At 47.2% G+C, this 15,345-nt stretch carries 15 protein-coding genes; 5 read left to right on the forward strand and 10 right to left on the reverse strand.

Annotated features, from left to right (window positions below):
- Positions 1 to 61: 61 nt before the first annotated feature.
- A complete protein-coding gene (locus tag ACMVP2_RS20195; RefSeq protein ID WP_317490672.1) occupies positions 62 to 409 on the reverse strand; it encodes a single-stranded DNA-binding protein in 348 nt (115 codons plus the stop codon).
- Positions 410 to 619: 210 nt separating this feature from the next.
- Here ACMVP2_RS20195 and ACMVP2_RS20200 point away from each other — a divergent pair, with 210 nt between their 5' ends.
- Positions 620 to 994, forward strand: a complete 375-nt coding sequence (locus ACMVP2_RS20200; protein ID WP_339792812.1) for a hypothetical protein — start codon at positions 620 to 622, stop codon at positions 992 to 994.
- Between the two features lie 65 nt (positions 995 to 1,059).
- Here the strand turns inward: ACMVP2_RS20200 and ACMVP2_RS20205 are convergent, their stop codons facing one another.
- Positions 1,060 to 1,476 (reverse strand): PIN domain-containing protein, encoded by a 417-nt coding sequence (locus ACMVP2_RS20205; protein WP_339792810.1) that lies wholly within the window; start codon positions 1,474 to 1,476, stop codon positions 1,060 to 1,062.
- Positions 1,469 to 1,726, reverse strand: a complete 258-nt coding sequence (locus ACMVP2_RS20210; RefSeq protein WP_339792809.1) for a DUF6364 family protein — start codon at positions 1,724 to 1,726, stop codon at positions 1,469 to 1,471. The genes ACMVP2_RS20205 and ACMVP2_RS20210 overlap by 8 nt, the downstream gene beginning before the upstream one ends.
- 237 nt (positions 1,727 to 1,963) lie before the next feature.
- Between ACMVP2_RS20210 and ACMVP2_RS20215 the strand changes: the two genes are divergently transcribed.
- Entirely contained in the window at positions 1,964 to 4,330 is a 2,367-nt protein-coding gene (locus ACMVP2_RS20215; protein ID WP_339792807.1) for an ABC transporter permease, read from the forward strand.
- Positions 4,331 to 4,333: 3 nt separating this feature from the next.
- On the opposite strand, the gene ACMVP2_RS20220 is transcribed toward ACMVP2_RS20215, so the two are convergent.
- Both ACMVP2_RS20220 and ACMVP2_RS20225 read right to left on the reverse strand, forming a co-directional pair.
- Positions 4,334 to 4,777 carry a hypothetical protein gene (locus ACMVP2_RS20220; RefSeq protein ID WP_416864843.1) on the reverse strand — a complete coding sequence of 148 codons (444 nt, stop codon included), beginning with the start codon at positions 4,775 to 4,777 and terminating at the stop codon, positions 4,334 to 4,336.
- 51 nt (positions 4,778 to 4,828) lie between these two features.
- Positions 4,829 to 5,164: a hypothetical protein gene (locus tag ACMVP2_RS20225; RefSeq protein ID WP_416864844.1), complete on the reverse strand. Its 336-nt coding sequence runs from the start codon at positions 5,162 to 5,164 to the stop codon at positions 4,829 to 4,831.
- Positions 5,165 to 5,247: 83 nt separating this feature from the next.
- Between ACMVP2_RS20225 and ACMVP2_RS20230 the strand changes: the two genes are divergently transcribed.
- Genes ACMVP2_RS20230 through ACMVP2_RS20240 form a run of 3 tightly spaced genes read left to right on the forward strand, consistent with a single transcriptional unit; the run spans position 5,248 to position 7,217 of the window.
- On the forward strand, positions 5,248 to 6,156 hold the full coding sequence (locus tag ACMVP2_RS20230) for a sigma-70 family RNA polymerase sigma factor (protein ID WP_416864845.1): 909 nt from the start codon (positions 5,248 to 5,250) through the stop codon (positions 6,154 to 6,156).
- Positions 6,157 to 6,199: 43 nt separating this feature from the next.
- Positions 6,200 to 6,769, forward strand: coding sequence for a carboxymuconolactone decarboxylase family protein (locus ACMVP2_RS20235; protein WP_416864846.1), 570 nt, complete (start codon positions 6,200 to 6,202; stop codon positions 6,767 to 6,769).
- A 4-nt stretch (positions 6,770 to 6,773) separates the two neighbouring features.
- Positions 6,774 to 7,217 (forward strand): carboxymuconolactone decarboxylase family protein, encoded by a 444-nt coding sequence (locus ACMVP2_RS20240; protein ID WP_416864847.1) that lies wholly within the window; start codon positions 6,774 to 6,776, stop codon positions 7,215 to 7,217.
- Positions 7,218 to 7,268: 51 nt separating this feature from the next.
- Here the strand turns inward: ACMVP2_RS20240 and ACMVP2_RS20245 are convergent, their stop codons facing one another.
- From ACMVP2_RS20245 to ACMVP2_RS20265, 5 genes are all read right to left on the reverse strand, one after another.
- The gene (locus ACMVP2_RS20245) at positions 7,269 to 8,498 is read right to left on the reverse strand and encodes a hypothetical protein (protein ID WP_416864848.1); all 1,230 of its coding nucleotides are present in this window, start codon (positions 8,496 to 8,498) and stop codon (positions 7,269 to 7,271) included.
- Positions 8,495 to 8,935 carry a Rieske (2Fe-2S) protein gene (locus ACMVP2_RS20250; RefSeq protein ID WP_339792797.1) on the reverse strand — a complete coding sequence of 147 codons (441 nt, stop codon included), beginning with the start codon at positions 8,933 to 8,935 and terminating at the stop codon, positions 8,495 to 8,497. The genes ACMVP2_RS20245 and ACMVP2_RS20250 overlap by 4 nt, the downstream gene beginning before the upstream one ends.
- Before the next feature lie 2 nt (positions 8,936 to 8,937).
- Positions 8,938 to 10,134, reverse strand: coding sequence for a di-heme oxidoredictase family protein (locus tag ACMVP2_RS20255; RefSeq protein ID WP_416864849.1), 1,197 nt, complete (start codon positions 10,132 to 10,134; stop codon positions 8,938 to 8,940).
- Between the two features lie 122 nt (positions 10,135 to 10,256).
- On the reverse strand, positions 10,257 to 14,465 hold the full coding sequence (locus ACMVP2_RS20260; protein ID WP_416864850.1) for a S8 family serine peptidase: 4,209 nt from the start codon (positions 14,463 to 14,465) through the stop codon (positions 10,257 to 10,259).
- Between the two features lie 64 nt (positions 14,466 to 14,529).
- On the reverse strand, positions 14,530 to 15,345 hold the full coding sequence (locus ACMVP2_RS20265; protein ID WP_416864851.1) for an SDR family oxidoreductase: 816 nt from the start codon (positions 15,343 to 15,345) through the stop codon (positions 14,530 to 14,532).

Genomic DNA, 15,345 nt, shown 5'->3' on the forward strand with positions numbered 1-15,345 from the left:
AGAAAGTTGTAAAAAGAAACCGGCCGATCAGTTGACCGGCCAGCATTTAAAGTTGATAGCATTATTTCGATGAGCTTCTGTCGCCCAGGAGGAGGAGCTCATTTAGCTGCACTTCGGTAATGTACTTCATGTTACCTTCTTTGTCTTCGTAGCTGCGGTGCACCAGCTTGCCTTCCGCCACCAGCTCCGAACCCTTGTCCGTGTACTTCTCGACTATTTCAGCCACCTTGCCCCAGGCCACTACCTGATGCCATTGCGTTTCTGTTATTTTTTCACCTTTCGCATTGCGATAGCTCTCATTGGTAGCCAGGCTGAACCTTGCCATTTTCTTTCCACTGTCTGTGGTGCGCACTTCTGCTTTGGCACCCATGTTTCCGATCAACTGCACTTTGTTTTTTAAAGCGTACATAACTGTAATTGTTTTGGTTAAAAATTTTTATCTCAGTCGGAAGGCGTTGGCTTAGATGCTTTTGCCGAACCGACGATACAAAGGTGCAGGGAGCCAAAAACGAAAGCCGGTTTCTAGTCGTTTACATTCGATAGTAGTCGTTTGTAAACGTTTACAAACGTTTGTTTTCGGATAATATTGGTCTTATATTGGTGGGTAAACTATTTGATAATGAGTGAAATAGCAGATTCAAAAGCCTGCCTGGCTTGTGGGAAACCTTTGCAGGGAAGGATTGATAAAAAATTTTGCGACGACTATTGCCGCAATACTTATAACAATCAAACGAAGTCGGCCAGCAACAACCTCGTCCGGAATATTAACAATGCTTTGAAGAAGAATAGGAACCTTCTGGAGGGCATTGTGCCTGAGGGAGAGGTGATGGCCAAAGCCCACAGAGACAAACTGACGCAGGGAGGTTTTCAGTTTCGATACATGACGCATACCTATACGAACCGCAAAGGCAATATCTACTATTACTGCTACGACTACGGCTACCTGCCGCTGGAGAATGATTGGTTTTTGGTGGTAAAAGGGAGGGAGGAGTAAGTGAGAGGGTTTTCAATGAGAAAGTGAACGGTAATAGGCAGCGGATTTGCGAAATTTGTGGCCCATCACGCCACCATCCTTAAGTACTGTTCCGGTGTCATGACTAGTAATTCGCTTTTCTTATAATCCTTTGTGTTTCTAGTCAGAATAATGTTGATGATCCCTGACTTAATCGCCGAAAAATTCTGAAGTGCATCTTCAAGATCAGAGAAGCCTGAGGCTAATGCATTTTTTATAACATCTTTGTCGATGGCAAGCACATCAAGTATCGACATGAGGGTGCTGAGCTTTTCCACAGTCATGTCGTGGCTTGCTGTTTGCCGGAGTAGATAGTAGGTATTACTGAAAATGACAGGGGTAATGTGTCCTTTTATTTGCCCTGATTCGCAAAGGACAAGTACTTGAGCTGCGTGTTCTGAAAAAGGTTGCCGGTCAAAGAAAAAATCTAGCAACACATCGGAATCGAGCAATACGCTATTCATCCCTGAGATATTTTTTGGCTAGCGCCTTTTCTAGTTGCTCCTTGTAACTGAAGTCTGAAGGTGCTTTGAATGAACCCTTCAATGATTTTATCATCGGAGAAAATGCTATTTCTTTTGTTGTTTCCTCTTTGGTGACACTCCGCAAATAGGTCTCTACCACATGCGAGAGGCTTTGACCATTTTTCTCGGCATAGCTCTTCGCTCTTTCAATAACTGATTTCTCAATGGTTAAAGTGAGTTTGGTGCTCATAATTAGCTTTCAATTTTTCAGTATAAAGATAAGATATTCTTCGATGCACGTGCAAGTGTGAATTATTTTATACGTGTTTTTTTGATTCGTAGTTTCAGGTTTCGATGTAACCTTTCTCCTCCACCCAAGTACTCACTCCAGCTAAAAGAGGAGCTTGTGAAGAAAAATTACCCGGTTCCTGCAACCCTTTTCTTTCCGGCTTGTCACTCAAAACGTACTGGTCAAAAACTAAATCTTATGCTTAAGAATTTCCTTGTCGTTGCCATTCGAAGCCTTGGCAAAAACCGCCTCTATTCGATCATCAATATTTCGGGGCTTTCGGTTGGGTTCACCTGCAGTCTGCTCATCTTGCTGTGGGTAGCCGACGAAACCTCGTTCGACTCCTTTCACCCCAAGGCTGATAGGCTGTATCAGGTATGGGGAAATGCGGAGTTTGACGGCAAAATCAACTCGTGGCGGTCGGTGCCACTGCCGACTTATGAAGCATTGAAGGATGCTCACAGTGGCATCGCCAACACCACCGTGGCCGACTGGGGTGGCAGCCACCTGCTTAAGGTCGGGGAAAAGCGAATGATGCAGCAAGGCTACTATGTCGGGGAGGAGTTTTTAGAAATGTTTGAGTTTCCCCTGCTGGTAGGGGATGCTGCAACTGTGCTGGACGACCCGTCTTCAATTGTCATTACAACATCTTTGGCCAAGTCACTTTTCGGCGATGCTGATCCAATGGGTCAGGTCATTCGGGTGGACGATAAGAGTTCATTGAAAGTAACCGGCATTCTCAAAGACATACCCAATAACTCTTCCTTTGAGCTGGAATACCTGATGACCTGGAAGCACAGGGAAGTTATCAATCCTTGGGTGGTTGAAAACAAGAACAACTGGGGTAACTACTCTTTTCAGGTATACGTGGAATTAGTGGATGCCACCAAGCGTGAAGAGGTAGTAGCAGGCATCGAAAATATGCTGTATGAGCATGGAGAAACAGAACTTATTACCAAGCTCTTTCTTCACCCACTTTTGAAATGGAGATTGTACTCCTCATTTGAAAATGGAAAGATCACCGGAGGCATGAGCGACTACGTGAGGCTGTTTACGGCAATCGCTATTTTTATTCTTGTTATTGCCTGCATCAACTTCATGAACCTTTCCACAGCCCGCTCCGAACGCCGGGCCAGGGAGGTTGGCATTAGAAAGAGCCTTGGCTCGAGAAAGGGGCAGCTGATTGCGCAGTTTCTGGGAGAGTCACTCTTTCTGTCAATGCTCTCGTTTTTTATTGCTGTGATCATCTCTCTTTTGGTGCTGCCAGCTTACAACAACCTGGTAGAAAAGGAACTGGTGATTGACTTCACTTCATCTCAGTTCTGGATCTACTCAATCGTTGTGGTATTTATAACCGGTATACTGTCAGGCAGCTACCCGGCATTTTACCTCTCTTCATTTAACCCGGTTCGCACCCTGAAGGGGTCTTTTTCTGTGGGTAAGAGTGGTGCAACACCAAGAAAGGTACTTGTTATCATACAATTCGCTTTTGCCATCATGCTGATGATCAGCACAGTGGTGATATTCAAGCAGATTGAGCTGGCTAAGAACCGGGAGCTGGGCTACAAGCAGGAGAACCTGATCACCATTCAGAACAACGAAGAGATTGCCAAGAACTACTATATCTTCAAAGAAGAGCTTGAGCAGTCCGGTTATGTGGAGTCTGTGACACGCTCTAACAGTGCTATTACTGACATCAACTCTAATAACTTCCTTGGCTGGCCTGGTAAGCCGGAAACGCAGCGGGTGATTTTCACCACGATTGCCTGCGAATACGACTACGCAAAAACCATGGGTATCGAAGTGTTGATGGGCAGGGACTTTTCGAAGGAATTCACGACCGACACTGCCTCCATTGTGATCAACAAGGCTGCGCTTGATTTGATGGGACTGGAAGATCCACTGGGCACACCTCTGGATCTTTGGGGCGGCAAAAAGAAGCTCATTGGTGTGGTCGACAATGTGATGATGGGCTCACCTTACGATCCTGTCAAACCTATGTTCATGATTTTAGACCCCAATTGGACGGATGCCATTACGGTGAGGCTAAAAGCTACGGATGACCTGCAAGGCTCGCTGGCGGTGGTTGGCGACATCTTTAACAAACACAATCCAGCCTACCCATTTGAGTATACTTTTGTGGACGTGGAATTCCAGAAGAAGTTCACTACCATCAATATGACTCAAAGGCTGGCAACAATCTTTTCCTTTCTTACCATTTTCATTACAGGATTGGGACTGTTTGGCCTTGCCTCATTCACGGCGGAGCAGAGGATCAAGGAGATTGGGGTAAGGAAAGTGCTTGGCGCTTCAGTGTTCAGTTTGGTAGCACTAATTTCCAAGGACTTTACCAAGCTTGTGCTTATCGCTTTTGCGGTGTCTGCCCCAATGGCCTGGTACCTGCTAAGCAAGTACCTGGAGCGTTATACAATTCACACCAACATCGATTGGTGGATATTCCCGTTGGTTGGGATTGTGGCCCTGAGTTTCGCCCTGGCTATCGTATCAGATCAGGCTCGCCGAGCGGCGCTGACCAACCCGGCCAGGTCGCTGAGGAGTGAGTAGGTACTATTCAAAAAAGCCGGGAATGCTTACTTGATCAATATACCAGAAACCGTATTGGTGCCTGAAGCCAAGTAATGCATTTCCGGCAAATGAAAACTCCTCACCATCCGGTGAAAATGCGGAATAAGCCAGGTCGATGACAACCCTGGCTTTTTTCTTCTTAAGGCTAAAATCAACTTCCGTGATTTCTTCCTTCGTTACTTCAAAGTCTTTCCATGCAGCCTGAAATAGTTTTATTTTATCGACAAACGGTTCTTCCGAAACCTTCGCCTGTCCACTTTGACGCAATTCCTTGCATAGGGTGTGGCTTGCAAATTCATTCCAATCGCTTTTGAGCAGCTGATAGATAAACTCCTCTGTATGCTGTGTGAGATCGTGGTTATGATTGGGGTAAAATTCCTCATAGATAAAGTGGCTCACCATGCCATCCATACGAACATCGTCCATTTCATAACGGAATAGCTCATCGACGATAAACTTGTAAATAACACGGTCATCTTAGTCATCCATGTAGTCGAGGCAAACGCCATGCTCGCCCATGTAGTCAAGGAGCTCATTGAGTTTTTCGGTAATCGAGCCGCTGTCAAGATTCGCTTCGGCTTCGAAAGGCGGCTCCCCGATGAATTTGTAGACAGAAATCTTTTTAGCGTTTTTGTGAAGCTCCTCGAAGTTCTGAATGTAGTGGAGCCATTGATTTTCAATGACAGGGCTCAGCTCGTTTTCTGATCCCTCAAAAAATTTGGCACCTTGTTCTGCCATCATCTTCAGCTTTAAAGTGCTATTTTCCTGCTGAATTATTTCTTCGGGGGTTTGTTCGTTTTTGTCTTCCTCCATTAGATAGAAATGTTTTCTAATTTAATCTAAGAAAAATTTTTGGAAGGAAAAGTCGAAATAAGAATTGCTTTAACTTTGTTGATATGGCAAGTTCCCGTTTTACCCAAAGGTCTTATCCTAACCCATTTGAGGGGCGTGAGGACGGCAGCACAATTTTTGCGCAATTAAAACCCTACCTATTTTCGGTGGCTTACAATATCCTTGGCGAAATACCGGAAGCTGAGGATGTTGTTCAAGATGCTTTTGAATCTTTTTTAAAAAAGCGGGACACTGAGGTTCATAATACGAAATCGTATCTTACCAGAGTGGTGGCCAATAAAGCCATTGACCGTTTGAAGGTTTTGCAAAAGGCCAGGGAGAGCTATTTCGGCACCTGGCTGCCTGAGCCTCTTGTAGATTTTTCTTCTCCCACAGTTACGGATGAAGGTGTGATGAGTTATGAGGTTATGGTTGCACTCGAAAAACTTACGCCGGTAGAACGTGGCGTGTTTGTGTTGCGGGAAGCATTCGAATATTCCTTTGCTGACTTGAGTCAACTGTTTGGCCTGAGTGAGGAAAACGTCCGGCAGGTGCTTCACCGGGGGAGAAAGAAGGCCAATCAAAAGGGCATGAGCAGCCAAAGGAGGCCAGGGGATAATGCGGCCCGACAATTGGTGGAAAGTTTTTTGAAGGCATGTACTGAAGGAGATACAAAGCAGCTTGAAACACTTCTGAAGGATGATGTTGCCCTCTATTCGGACGGAGGAGGTAAAGTCAAAGCCGCAGTCAATTCGCTTCACGGGCCTGAAACAGTGGCGAAGTTTTTACTGGGGATTTTTAGAAAGAGCTTGCCTTTCAACGTAGAATTAAGGCAGGCAACCGTCAATGGTGCCCCAGCTTTTGTCACCTTTGCCGGCGGTGAGCCGTATTCTGTTTCATATCTTTCGATGACAGGCGATAGCGTAGAAAATATCTACATAATAAGAAACCCGGATAAAATTCAGCTTAAATAGTTGTCACAAAAAGCTGGGCGTTCAGACATAAGGAAAAAAGCTTATGTCAGAAAGATTAACACCCATCGAAATGCCTGGAGGGCTGATGCTCAAAATCGCCTTCTGGTACTCCAAAAGAACCTTTGGGAAAGTGATTACTCCCCTGAAGAAGATTTACTCACGCATGCCAATTGCTTTTGGCACCTGGAGCGGAAAAATCTCCAGCCTTGAGAACAAGCTGCCAATTCCTCTGGAGCTGAGGATACTCCTGAGGATTCATGTAGCTCAACTAAACGGTTGTCATTTCTGCATCGACATCGGACAGGCACATGCCATGCAGCGGTTTAAAGACCAGGAGAAATTTTTTACTGTAAATGACTTCGAAGTGTCAACTCTGTTTTCATACAAGGAGCGACTAGCGCTCAGGTTTGCTACCGAAATGACGCTGCATAAAAAGGTTGGCGATGACACCTACGATAGTTGCAGAAGCCACTATTCTGATGAGCAAATGCTTGCCATCGCCTGGGTGGTGACCAGCGAGCATGTGTACAATTTGATGAATCTCACCTTTGAAATTGAGTCCGACGGGCTTTGCCAGCTTCAATCAAACAAATCTCTAACAATAAATAGCTGAACAAATGAAGCAACGAATTAGTATCAAAGACCTTGAGCCGGGCTTTTATCAGGCGATGTTCGGGCTGGGAAAGTACGAAGCCTCGACGAGCATCACTGCCGGGCTTAAAGACCTCATCAAGATAAGAGCATCGCAGATCAACGGGTGCGCCTACTGCCTGCAAATTCACACTGTGGATGCAAGGAAAGGTGGGGAAAGCGAATACCGAATTTATGCGCTGAGCGCCTGGTGGGAGTCGCCCTTATTTTCCGATGCAGAAAAGGCTGCTCTGGCGGTCACTGATGAAGTTACCCTTATTGCTGACAGGGGATTGTCTGAAGCTACCTATCAGGAAGCTTCCAGGCACTTCAATGACCATGAAATGGCACAACTGATTGCCCATATTATTGCCATCAACGCATGGAACAGAATCGCTGTGTCAACGCATATGTTTCATGAAGTAAGTTGAATAAGTCCATCGAATCACTTCCCTCCGGGCGAATGCCCGGGGGAAGTTTGACTAAAAATAGCTTGATAAACCAAGCTGAACGCCGCTAATGAGTGCTGGGGGGTTGCCCAGCAAGTCTGTTTGTTGCATGTATCGGTAGTTGGCCCTTATCACAGTTTGTGCGTTCGGGCGGAAGCTCAATGCTGGCACAATAGCCCATAGGTGTTCGGAGATATTGCCATCGGTTTCGTCGAATTTACCTGCATTCCAGTCCACATACTCCAGCCTGCAGGCAATATTCAGTACTGCATTGCTGAATCCCAGCATGGGCTGACTAAGAACGGGTTGCACTACGTCAATAAAGCCACCCCTCTGCTTGTTGCCGTAAGTCTGGCTGTAGGTTTCGGGCACATCTACCATCACCCATGCCCATTCACCAACGATATACGTTTTGCTAAACGGCAGGGTAGTGTTGACGTCTACTGCCCACACGTCCAGGCGTCTTTTGTCGTCAAGCACAAGACCATCGTCCTGAAACTTGTTAAACACCCCGCCCATGTACGACAGGCCGATTTCTCCTACCATATTGTGCCTTAGCGCAAACTTACCGGTAACCAAAGGCTGCCCATTGCTGCTTTCCTCAAACCTGTCCTTACTGGCCTTTGATGCAGGCAGGAAAGTTTTGTTTTCAGCATTGCTAATGATGGAATCGTCGAATCCGTTGGTTACATAAGCCTCGTAGCCAAATGCCCAGTCATTCATATATTGCTTGCCATAGAGCCCAAAGCCGACATTGCTCCAGGTGGCGGGCAGCATTTGGGTCATGGCAACCGGACGATCCACAAACTCCCATTTTGGGCCGTCGTGATTTTGGTTGAAGGCACCTATCGGATTCATGACCACGCCTCCACGTAAATTAACCAGAGGATGAAAGCTAAAATCCATCGCTGCAAATTCTATGGAAATTTCTTTGCCACCTTCCTCCAACTCCAGTTCCGAGAGGAACTTAATCTTTCTATGGATGGTGGATGCAACAAACAATGTCATTCTTGGTATGCGGAACGTGTGCCCGTCAGTTACACCATCTTCACCCATGTACTGGTAGTCGGCTTCGACATAACCACCAAGGGAAACGGGCATTTTTCCCATCTGAAGAAATGGCCTGTTGTAGACGGCGTCCATGTTCATTCCTTTGGCCATTGTGGTATCAACCGGTGACCGCCGCAATAAAGTGCTGTCTATCTGGGCTTGTACAACTAAGCTTAGGTTGAGACAAATTATCGTAACGAAAATTGATTTCATGAGAGGTCAATTTTTAACATATCATTCTCCTTGTCAATGAGGAATCTTCTCAGGTTTTTGTCTGCAGGGCCATTTTGTACAGCACCGGTATTAGAGAATTCGCTGCCGTGAGCCGGGCATTGTAGCCTGTCGCCAAACACCTGCAGTTCTGTTCCCTGGTGTGTGCATCGCATGAGTACGGCACTGAAGTCCGTATCCGAGAACCTGTAAACACAGATCGGATACTCCAGCTTTTCATTTTGCACTACCACATATCTCCTGAATGCCTTTTGTCCCTTCTTTTCTTCTTCAAAAGAGGAGAGAGGAACCAGCAAAGATGACCCGGTTATCTGTCCGGTAATGTATTTTGTTCCGGCGCAGCTTTGCAGAAGGCTTAGGCCTCCCAGCATGCCCACACAGCCAATGCCACATGTTTTGATAAATTTTTTTCTATCCATGGCTACAGTGATTTAAGAAATTTGAGGATAGCATCTTTGTCTTCTTTGGACAGCAACTCAAACTGCGTTTTACTGAATTGCCCTTCACCGCCATGTAGCAGGATAGCCTCTTCGATGCTTTTTGCCCTGCCGTCGTGAAGCAGAAAATAGCTACCGCCCTGGGAGTTGGGTGAAAGCCCCAATCCCCAAAGAGGTGGTGTACGCCATTCGTATGTTTCAGCGGAGCCTTCTGTGTAACCATCATCAAGCCCGGGCCCCATGTCGTGCAAAAGCAGGTCGGTGTAGGGGTAGAATTTCTTGTTGGAAAGCGCTTTGATATTTGTTTCCGGGGTCGTCCATTCTTGAATATGGCAACTGGCACATCCAATTGACGAAAACAACGCTTTGCCTTTTACCACCTGCGGGTCAGAGCTAGCCCGGGGTATGGGCTCCTTGAGCGTTTGAAGATAAAATACCAAATCGTGGACGACCTGATCAGACACTTCCGGATCGGTAGGCAGGTGCGTGTGTGGGTCAACTGGCTCGAAGGTAGTAGTAACGCCGATGTCCTGGTTATAGGCGTTTACGGTTTGATGAAGCAGGTCAATAGCGGCCGCCTTTTTCCCGAACCTGCCAATGTACTTGCCGTCAACAGCTGTATGTGTTGCGCCAGGCTGAAAGTAGGGCGGAGGAGTGATGTAGTTGGGCACGCCCGAAATGCCATCTCCGTCGCTATCGTCGGGGTCAGCATTGGCAAGGATTTGCGCATCAGTCAAAGCTTCAAGGAAGCCGAGGCCAGTATTGGCGGGTGGAGTAAATCTGGAGAATGCGACTCCATCAGGAAGCTGCTCTGGCTCATACCCTGGCACGGCCCTGTTTTGCAACTGTGGCCCACCTTTTCCAATGAACGGGTTGACGCCCGGTGCTGATTGACCAAAGCGAGTAAGGGTTGTAAAGGGGTGCCCTTTGCCATCTCCGGCGTGACAGCTCCCACAAGATGTGGCGACAAATAAGGGACCAAGCCCATTAGCCGACGAAAATACTTCGGCGTTAAAGGCAAAATCACCGTTAAGGAATCTTTTTCGCTCAGAATTGGAAAGCCCTTCCACGGGCCCATCAAGCAGTGTGTTTTCTTCAGGTGCTTCAGGAATGATCCCCTGGCAGCCACTTAGGGCAAGGCAAAACAAACATAAAAAGCATAATGACTTAATTAATTGCATTTCGACCAACCTTTATTAATTATTAGGCAAATATACTCGTTAAATTTTTAAATACAATAAAATTAATTTAGGCTAATCTAAAAATAAGAGAAACAAAACTACCCTTTAGAAAACCGATTAGATTATTTTTTGATAAGTCGCTGCTGCCAGCTTTGCGAAGGAGTTGACAGACGGATGGTGTAAACACCTTTTGGTAGCAAACCGATTGCTATTTCAACAGACTGTCCCGGGCTGGTATCCAAGGAGCGACTAAGCACCTCCTGCCCAGCCATATTGATGATGGATATAACAGCGTCATTTTGCTGCTTGAGAAGTTCAATAGCTATGGTCTCACTTGCCGGATTTGGAAATAAATTGAAGATGTCAGCCGCAGTTTCTACCCCAGTTACTTCCAATACCTGGTACGCCATTGACACAGAATCGGCACAGCCTTCTTCATTATGGGCTATAAGCATCACGTCATAAATCCCGGCGGAATCGAATGCCAGTAGTGGCTGCTGAGAAATGTCTATCAGGCTTCCGTTGATCATCCATTCCCACGAAGTAGCGCCTGGCGACAGGCTTGTAAAAGTGGCAGTCCTTTGCTTTTTAAGGATGAGAACCTCGGGCTCAATAAGGAAGTCTGCAGAGAAGTCGTAAGGATAAATTGAAACTTCAACAGGGTCACTTTCTATGATAGAGTCGATCCCTTTTACAATTAGCTTCACAGTGTCCGTCACGTTCAAAATGTCGAATCTGCTTCCCTTGTGCAGTGGCTCCCCGGTGTTTGCTGACGTAAAAAGAAAATTGCTCCCGTTTTCCGGCACCAGGGTGAAGTTTTCGCCGGGACAAACCGGGCTATCGGACACCAACGGCAGCTCCGACTTGGTGAAGCTCAATAGTTTTGAAATTGACGAAGTACATCCCTGTTCGTTGCTGGCCACCAGCCTGACGGTAATTTCGGTTTGCTCTGCCAAAATCAACTTGCTATTCATTGTGTCTCCTATGAGGCTATCCGCTAAATACCATTGGTAGCCAACGGCATTGGAGCTTTGATTGACCAGAAGGATCGCCGATTCGAACTGAGTAGTATCAGGGAGATAAGTGAAGTCAACCATGGGTTGATTCAGCTGCACAGAGACCAGTACCTTGCGGCTTTCAAAAAGGCTGTCTGCATTTGCCACGTAGAACGAAGTGTCTTTATCAAGCAGACCGGAGGTGAAAAAGGCACCTTCGAAGACTGCAGCCTTGCTAGTCGAGTCGGTGTAGACTTTTATTTTTGTGGCATTTGCAGCCTGAATAGTTGCGGAAGCATTTGCGCAAATTACTATAGCATCGATCACCGGCTGTGGCGCTCTGTTAGCCACCAAAACAGTTTTAGTGGCGTTGGAAACACACCCTGCTTTGCTGCTCGTTGTTAGTGTTATGTCATAGGTGCCAGGCTGGTTGTATTTTGCCTGAGCATTTTCTAAAGTGCTTTGGGAGCCATTGCCAAAGTCCCAGGCCCAGCTCACTGCTTTTTCGCTTTGGCTGGCGAGGCTGATAGTGGGGCTAACACCTGGCTCAAGCAGAACAGTGTCTGAGCTAAGGCTGAAATTGGCGTCGAGGCCGTCCATATTAACCTTCACAGAAAACAAGTCGCCAGTGTAGTTGTTGTCAGCGTTTCGCACGAAGAAGGTGGCAGGTGATTTGATGGTATCTGTCAGGTAGTTATTTCCGTGAATCAGCAGCGTGTCTGTGGCTCCGGCGTCGGCAAAGAAATCAAAAGAAGTGCCACCGGACAGGCTGATGGTAACCGGAGAATCCTTACAGGCCAAAACCGTGGCGATGGTTCTCGGATTGTTTTGGAATTCAGCATACCTGAGGCGGGCTCGTTGCAGGGCTGTAATGAGCCCATTTTTTGACTCGGCAGTAATCCATGCAAATGCTACTTTTTCACTCTTAAAGGCGCCAAGGTTCCCGATCTTCACACCATTCATTTGAGCAGTGTTATTGCCTGCTCCGCTTTGGCCGGCAGTTGTTTTGACCATTTCTGCACTCAGCCAGACAAACTTGAGCGAATCGGTAAGCAGCGAGTCGGTCACGGCTATGTTTTCGTTCAGGTTGTCGATGTCGGCTGCATAAAAAGTTGGCGTATTGTTTGTGAGCAGGGCTATCCCGCCATAGATGTTGTCTTCGTCAATATAAGTAATCCCGAGTCCTAGTGAGTCCACCCATTCGGTGCGGTTATTGTCGCCGTTGCCAATGCTCCAGTTGGTGAAGAGTCCGGCATGAAGGTTCTCGACGGCATCAGAGGAGGTGTTGGTGACCCGATATTCAGTGATCAGAAAGTTTCTGTCGTCAGGAGAATCCCAGGACAGCGTTTTCTGTTCCACGAGCGTTGACAGGGCTTCACTGAGACTTGCTGTAAAGCTGTTTTCGTAGTAATTGTCGGCAACTGTTCCGCCGAATAACTTGAGGTGCTTGTTAACGGAGAAATCATTATTCCTTGTTCCGTATACGAGGTTATTGGCGACATTATCAGCCAATGAAGTGCCGCTATTTCCAACCAGGAACCCGGCGTGGCTTACAACACGAATATTTTGAAATGTAAACCCATTGCCTGCCTTTAATGAGTCTTTTGTATAGCCGAGATCCCCTTTCGAATTGATGGTGAGCGATAGATTGGCTGACGAGGTAGTGGTCGAATCCGGGTGCGTGGTGAACTCGAAATATTGGGTGTCGTTGTAACCGGAAGCTTTGACTTTGGCTTTGAAAATAACCCTGGAACCAGGAGGAGTACCTTCATTCAGAATAGCAGAAAAAGCGTAGGTGGTCGTATCAAATGTAGCCAGGTAGGGGGTAGTCCAGGTGTTGCCGCTCAATGTCACTATACTACTCAGTGGTTCGAGAGTAATCTCCAGACCAGAGGCAGGCTTGAGCCAGTTAATAGCTTCCAGGTCATAGTGCACAGTGTCGCCAAAAAAAACCTTCTGCCCGGCTTGGGTATGCAAAGAATCTTTCACCAAACGCACCGAAGGAGAAAGCGTATCAGTTAGAGCGCTGTACATGTTGAGCATGCCCCGGCCCAGCAGACCCTTGTATTGTGCATTGCCTGCCAACCCGTCCACCGACGTGCCGGTGATACGCAACTGCTCCATGATTTGGATGGCAGAGTATTTTGGGAAATAAGATCTGAGTAAAGCAGCTGCCCCTGCCACCTGAGGCGACGAGAACGATGAGCCATCAGCAGTGCCATAGGTACTATTGTTTCTTGTTGAGTAGGCGGCAGTGCCGGGAGCTACCAGGTCGACATAGTAGCTATAGGTAGCGAAGGACGACTTGGTGCCATCGTTAGTGGAGGCAGCTACGGACAATACGTTGTCGTAACTGGCGGGATAAAAAGTGAGCTCGGCATTGGTATTGCCAGCGGCAGCCACTACCACCACATCTCTCTCCAGAACAGCATAGTTAATAATATCTTGCGCCGCCTGGCTATAATTCCCAGCCGAACCCCAGCTAAGATTGACGACGTCCATGCCCTGATTAGCAGCATAGATAATAGCTTCGTAAGTGCCGAATGAAGTGTTGTCTTCCGTTTTGAAGGCCTTTAATGGCACAAACTTAGACTTGAAGCCCGTTCCGGCCATTCCTTTGGCATTGTTGGTTCTGGCTGACGATAAACCGGAAACGTGGGTGCCGTGGTCTCCAAAATCTGATTTGGGGTCACTATCTCTATTGGCGAAGTCCCAGCCACGGTAGTCATCTACGTAACCGTTCCCATCGTTGTCGACGCCATCAATGGGGTCATTTGTGTTCAGGTAGATGTTTTTGCTTAAGTCTTCGTGGGTATAGTCTGCTCCGGTGTCAATAACGCCAATGACAATGGTAGAGTCTCCAGTCGTAATCCCCCAGGCGTCATAGGCTTTGATAGACGAGAGATAGGGCTGCTTGGGGTTCGCTGTGGCGGCATCTGGATCGTTGGGTATGAGAAAGAGCTGCTCTTTGAAGATTGGCTCGGCATAAAGCACATTCTCATACCGGAGCAATTCGTTGATCGTTTCCAGCACATTGCCTTCTGCCAACTCAACTTTGTACATGTTAGCCAGGTATTTGCTTGGCTGCTGGAGTGTCCTTGCGGTTGAATTCGATGCAGGATCGAGTGCTTTCAGCTCTTTTATTGGAAACTTCTGGTTGATGGTGGATGGGTCAATATCGGGAGCTACTTGTAGGGTCCTGCCGCCTGTTGAATAGCTGCCGTCTTTGAATTTAATGATGAGTTGGTTTGGCTGGATATCCGATGCTGACTTGCCTGATGGTAGTTGGTATTTTCTGGTGGGTTGGGCACTGCTTGCCACGGGCCATAAGGCCATAAGCAGTAAAAAACTGCCCGGTAACAACACTTTATACCAATGGCTTACCCTCATTTTTAAGTTGCTAACGCACCTTTACCTTCCGTACTATCTGTGAGAAAAGAGAAGGAAAAAAACGCTTCACATAAATACCCCCCACTTCTTTCACTCCTCCTATGTATACCTCTTCCTTTTCTTTTTCCACTGCCTTTACAATAGTCCTTGCTGCCGTTTCCGGCGCAATGCCATTTGCCTGAGCGTCGTCCATCTCGTTGAATTTCCCCCCGTCGCCAGTAACTGAATTGACGGAAATCTGCGTCCGGATGAATCCAGGGCAAATAATGGTCACTTTGATATTGTCGTCGTGTAGTTCTGCCCTCAGGCCGTCGTAGAAGCCATGCAGAGCATGTTTGCTGGCTGCATATCCTGTCCGGTAAGGTGAGCTGATGATGCCCACAGCACTGGAGATCACGACATGGTGCCCGTTTTTTCGGCTGATCATGCCTGGTAGCAATGCCTTGGAAAGGGCAATGGCGCCGAAATAATTGACTTCCATTACTTTGCGATCCACATCCAATTGAGTGTCTTTGGCCAGTGAGCGCTGGCTGATGCCGCCGTTGTTTACAAGCACGTCTACCGCACCAAACATGGCTTCAGCTTCTTTTGCTTTGGCATCAAGACTTGCTGCATTGGCCAAGTCGACTGTCAGTATTTTAACATTTTCCTCAGCCAGGCCTTGCACGGTTGCCACACAAGCAGCTTTCACTCTTTCCAGTTCTTCCTGGCGGCGAGCCGACAGGATAAGTTTCGCTCCCTTTCTGGCCATTTCATAGGTAATCGCCTCCCCAATCCCTGAAGATGCACCTGTGATCCACACTACTTTGCCTTTTACCTCAGCCAT

Origin of the sequence: Imperialibacter sp. (assembly GCF_048007035.1) — a bacterium.
Lineage (GTDB): Bacteria > Bacteroidota > Bacteroidia > Cytophagales > Cyclobacteriaceae > Imperialibacter.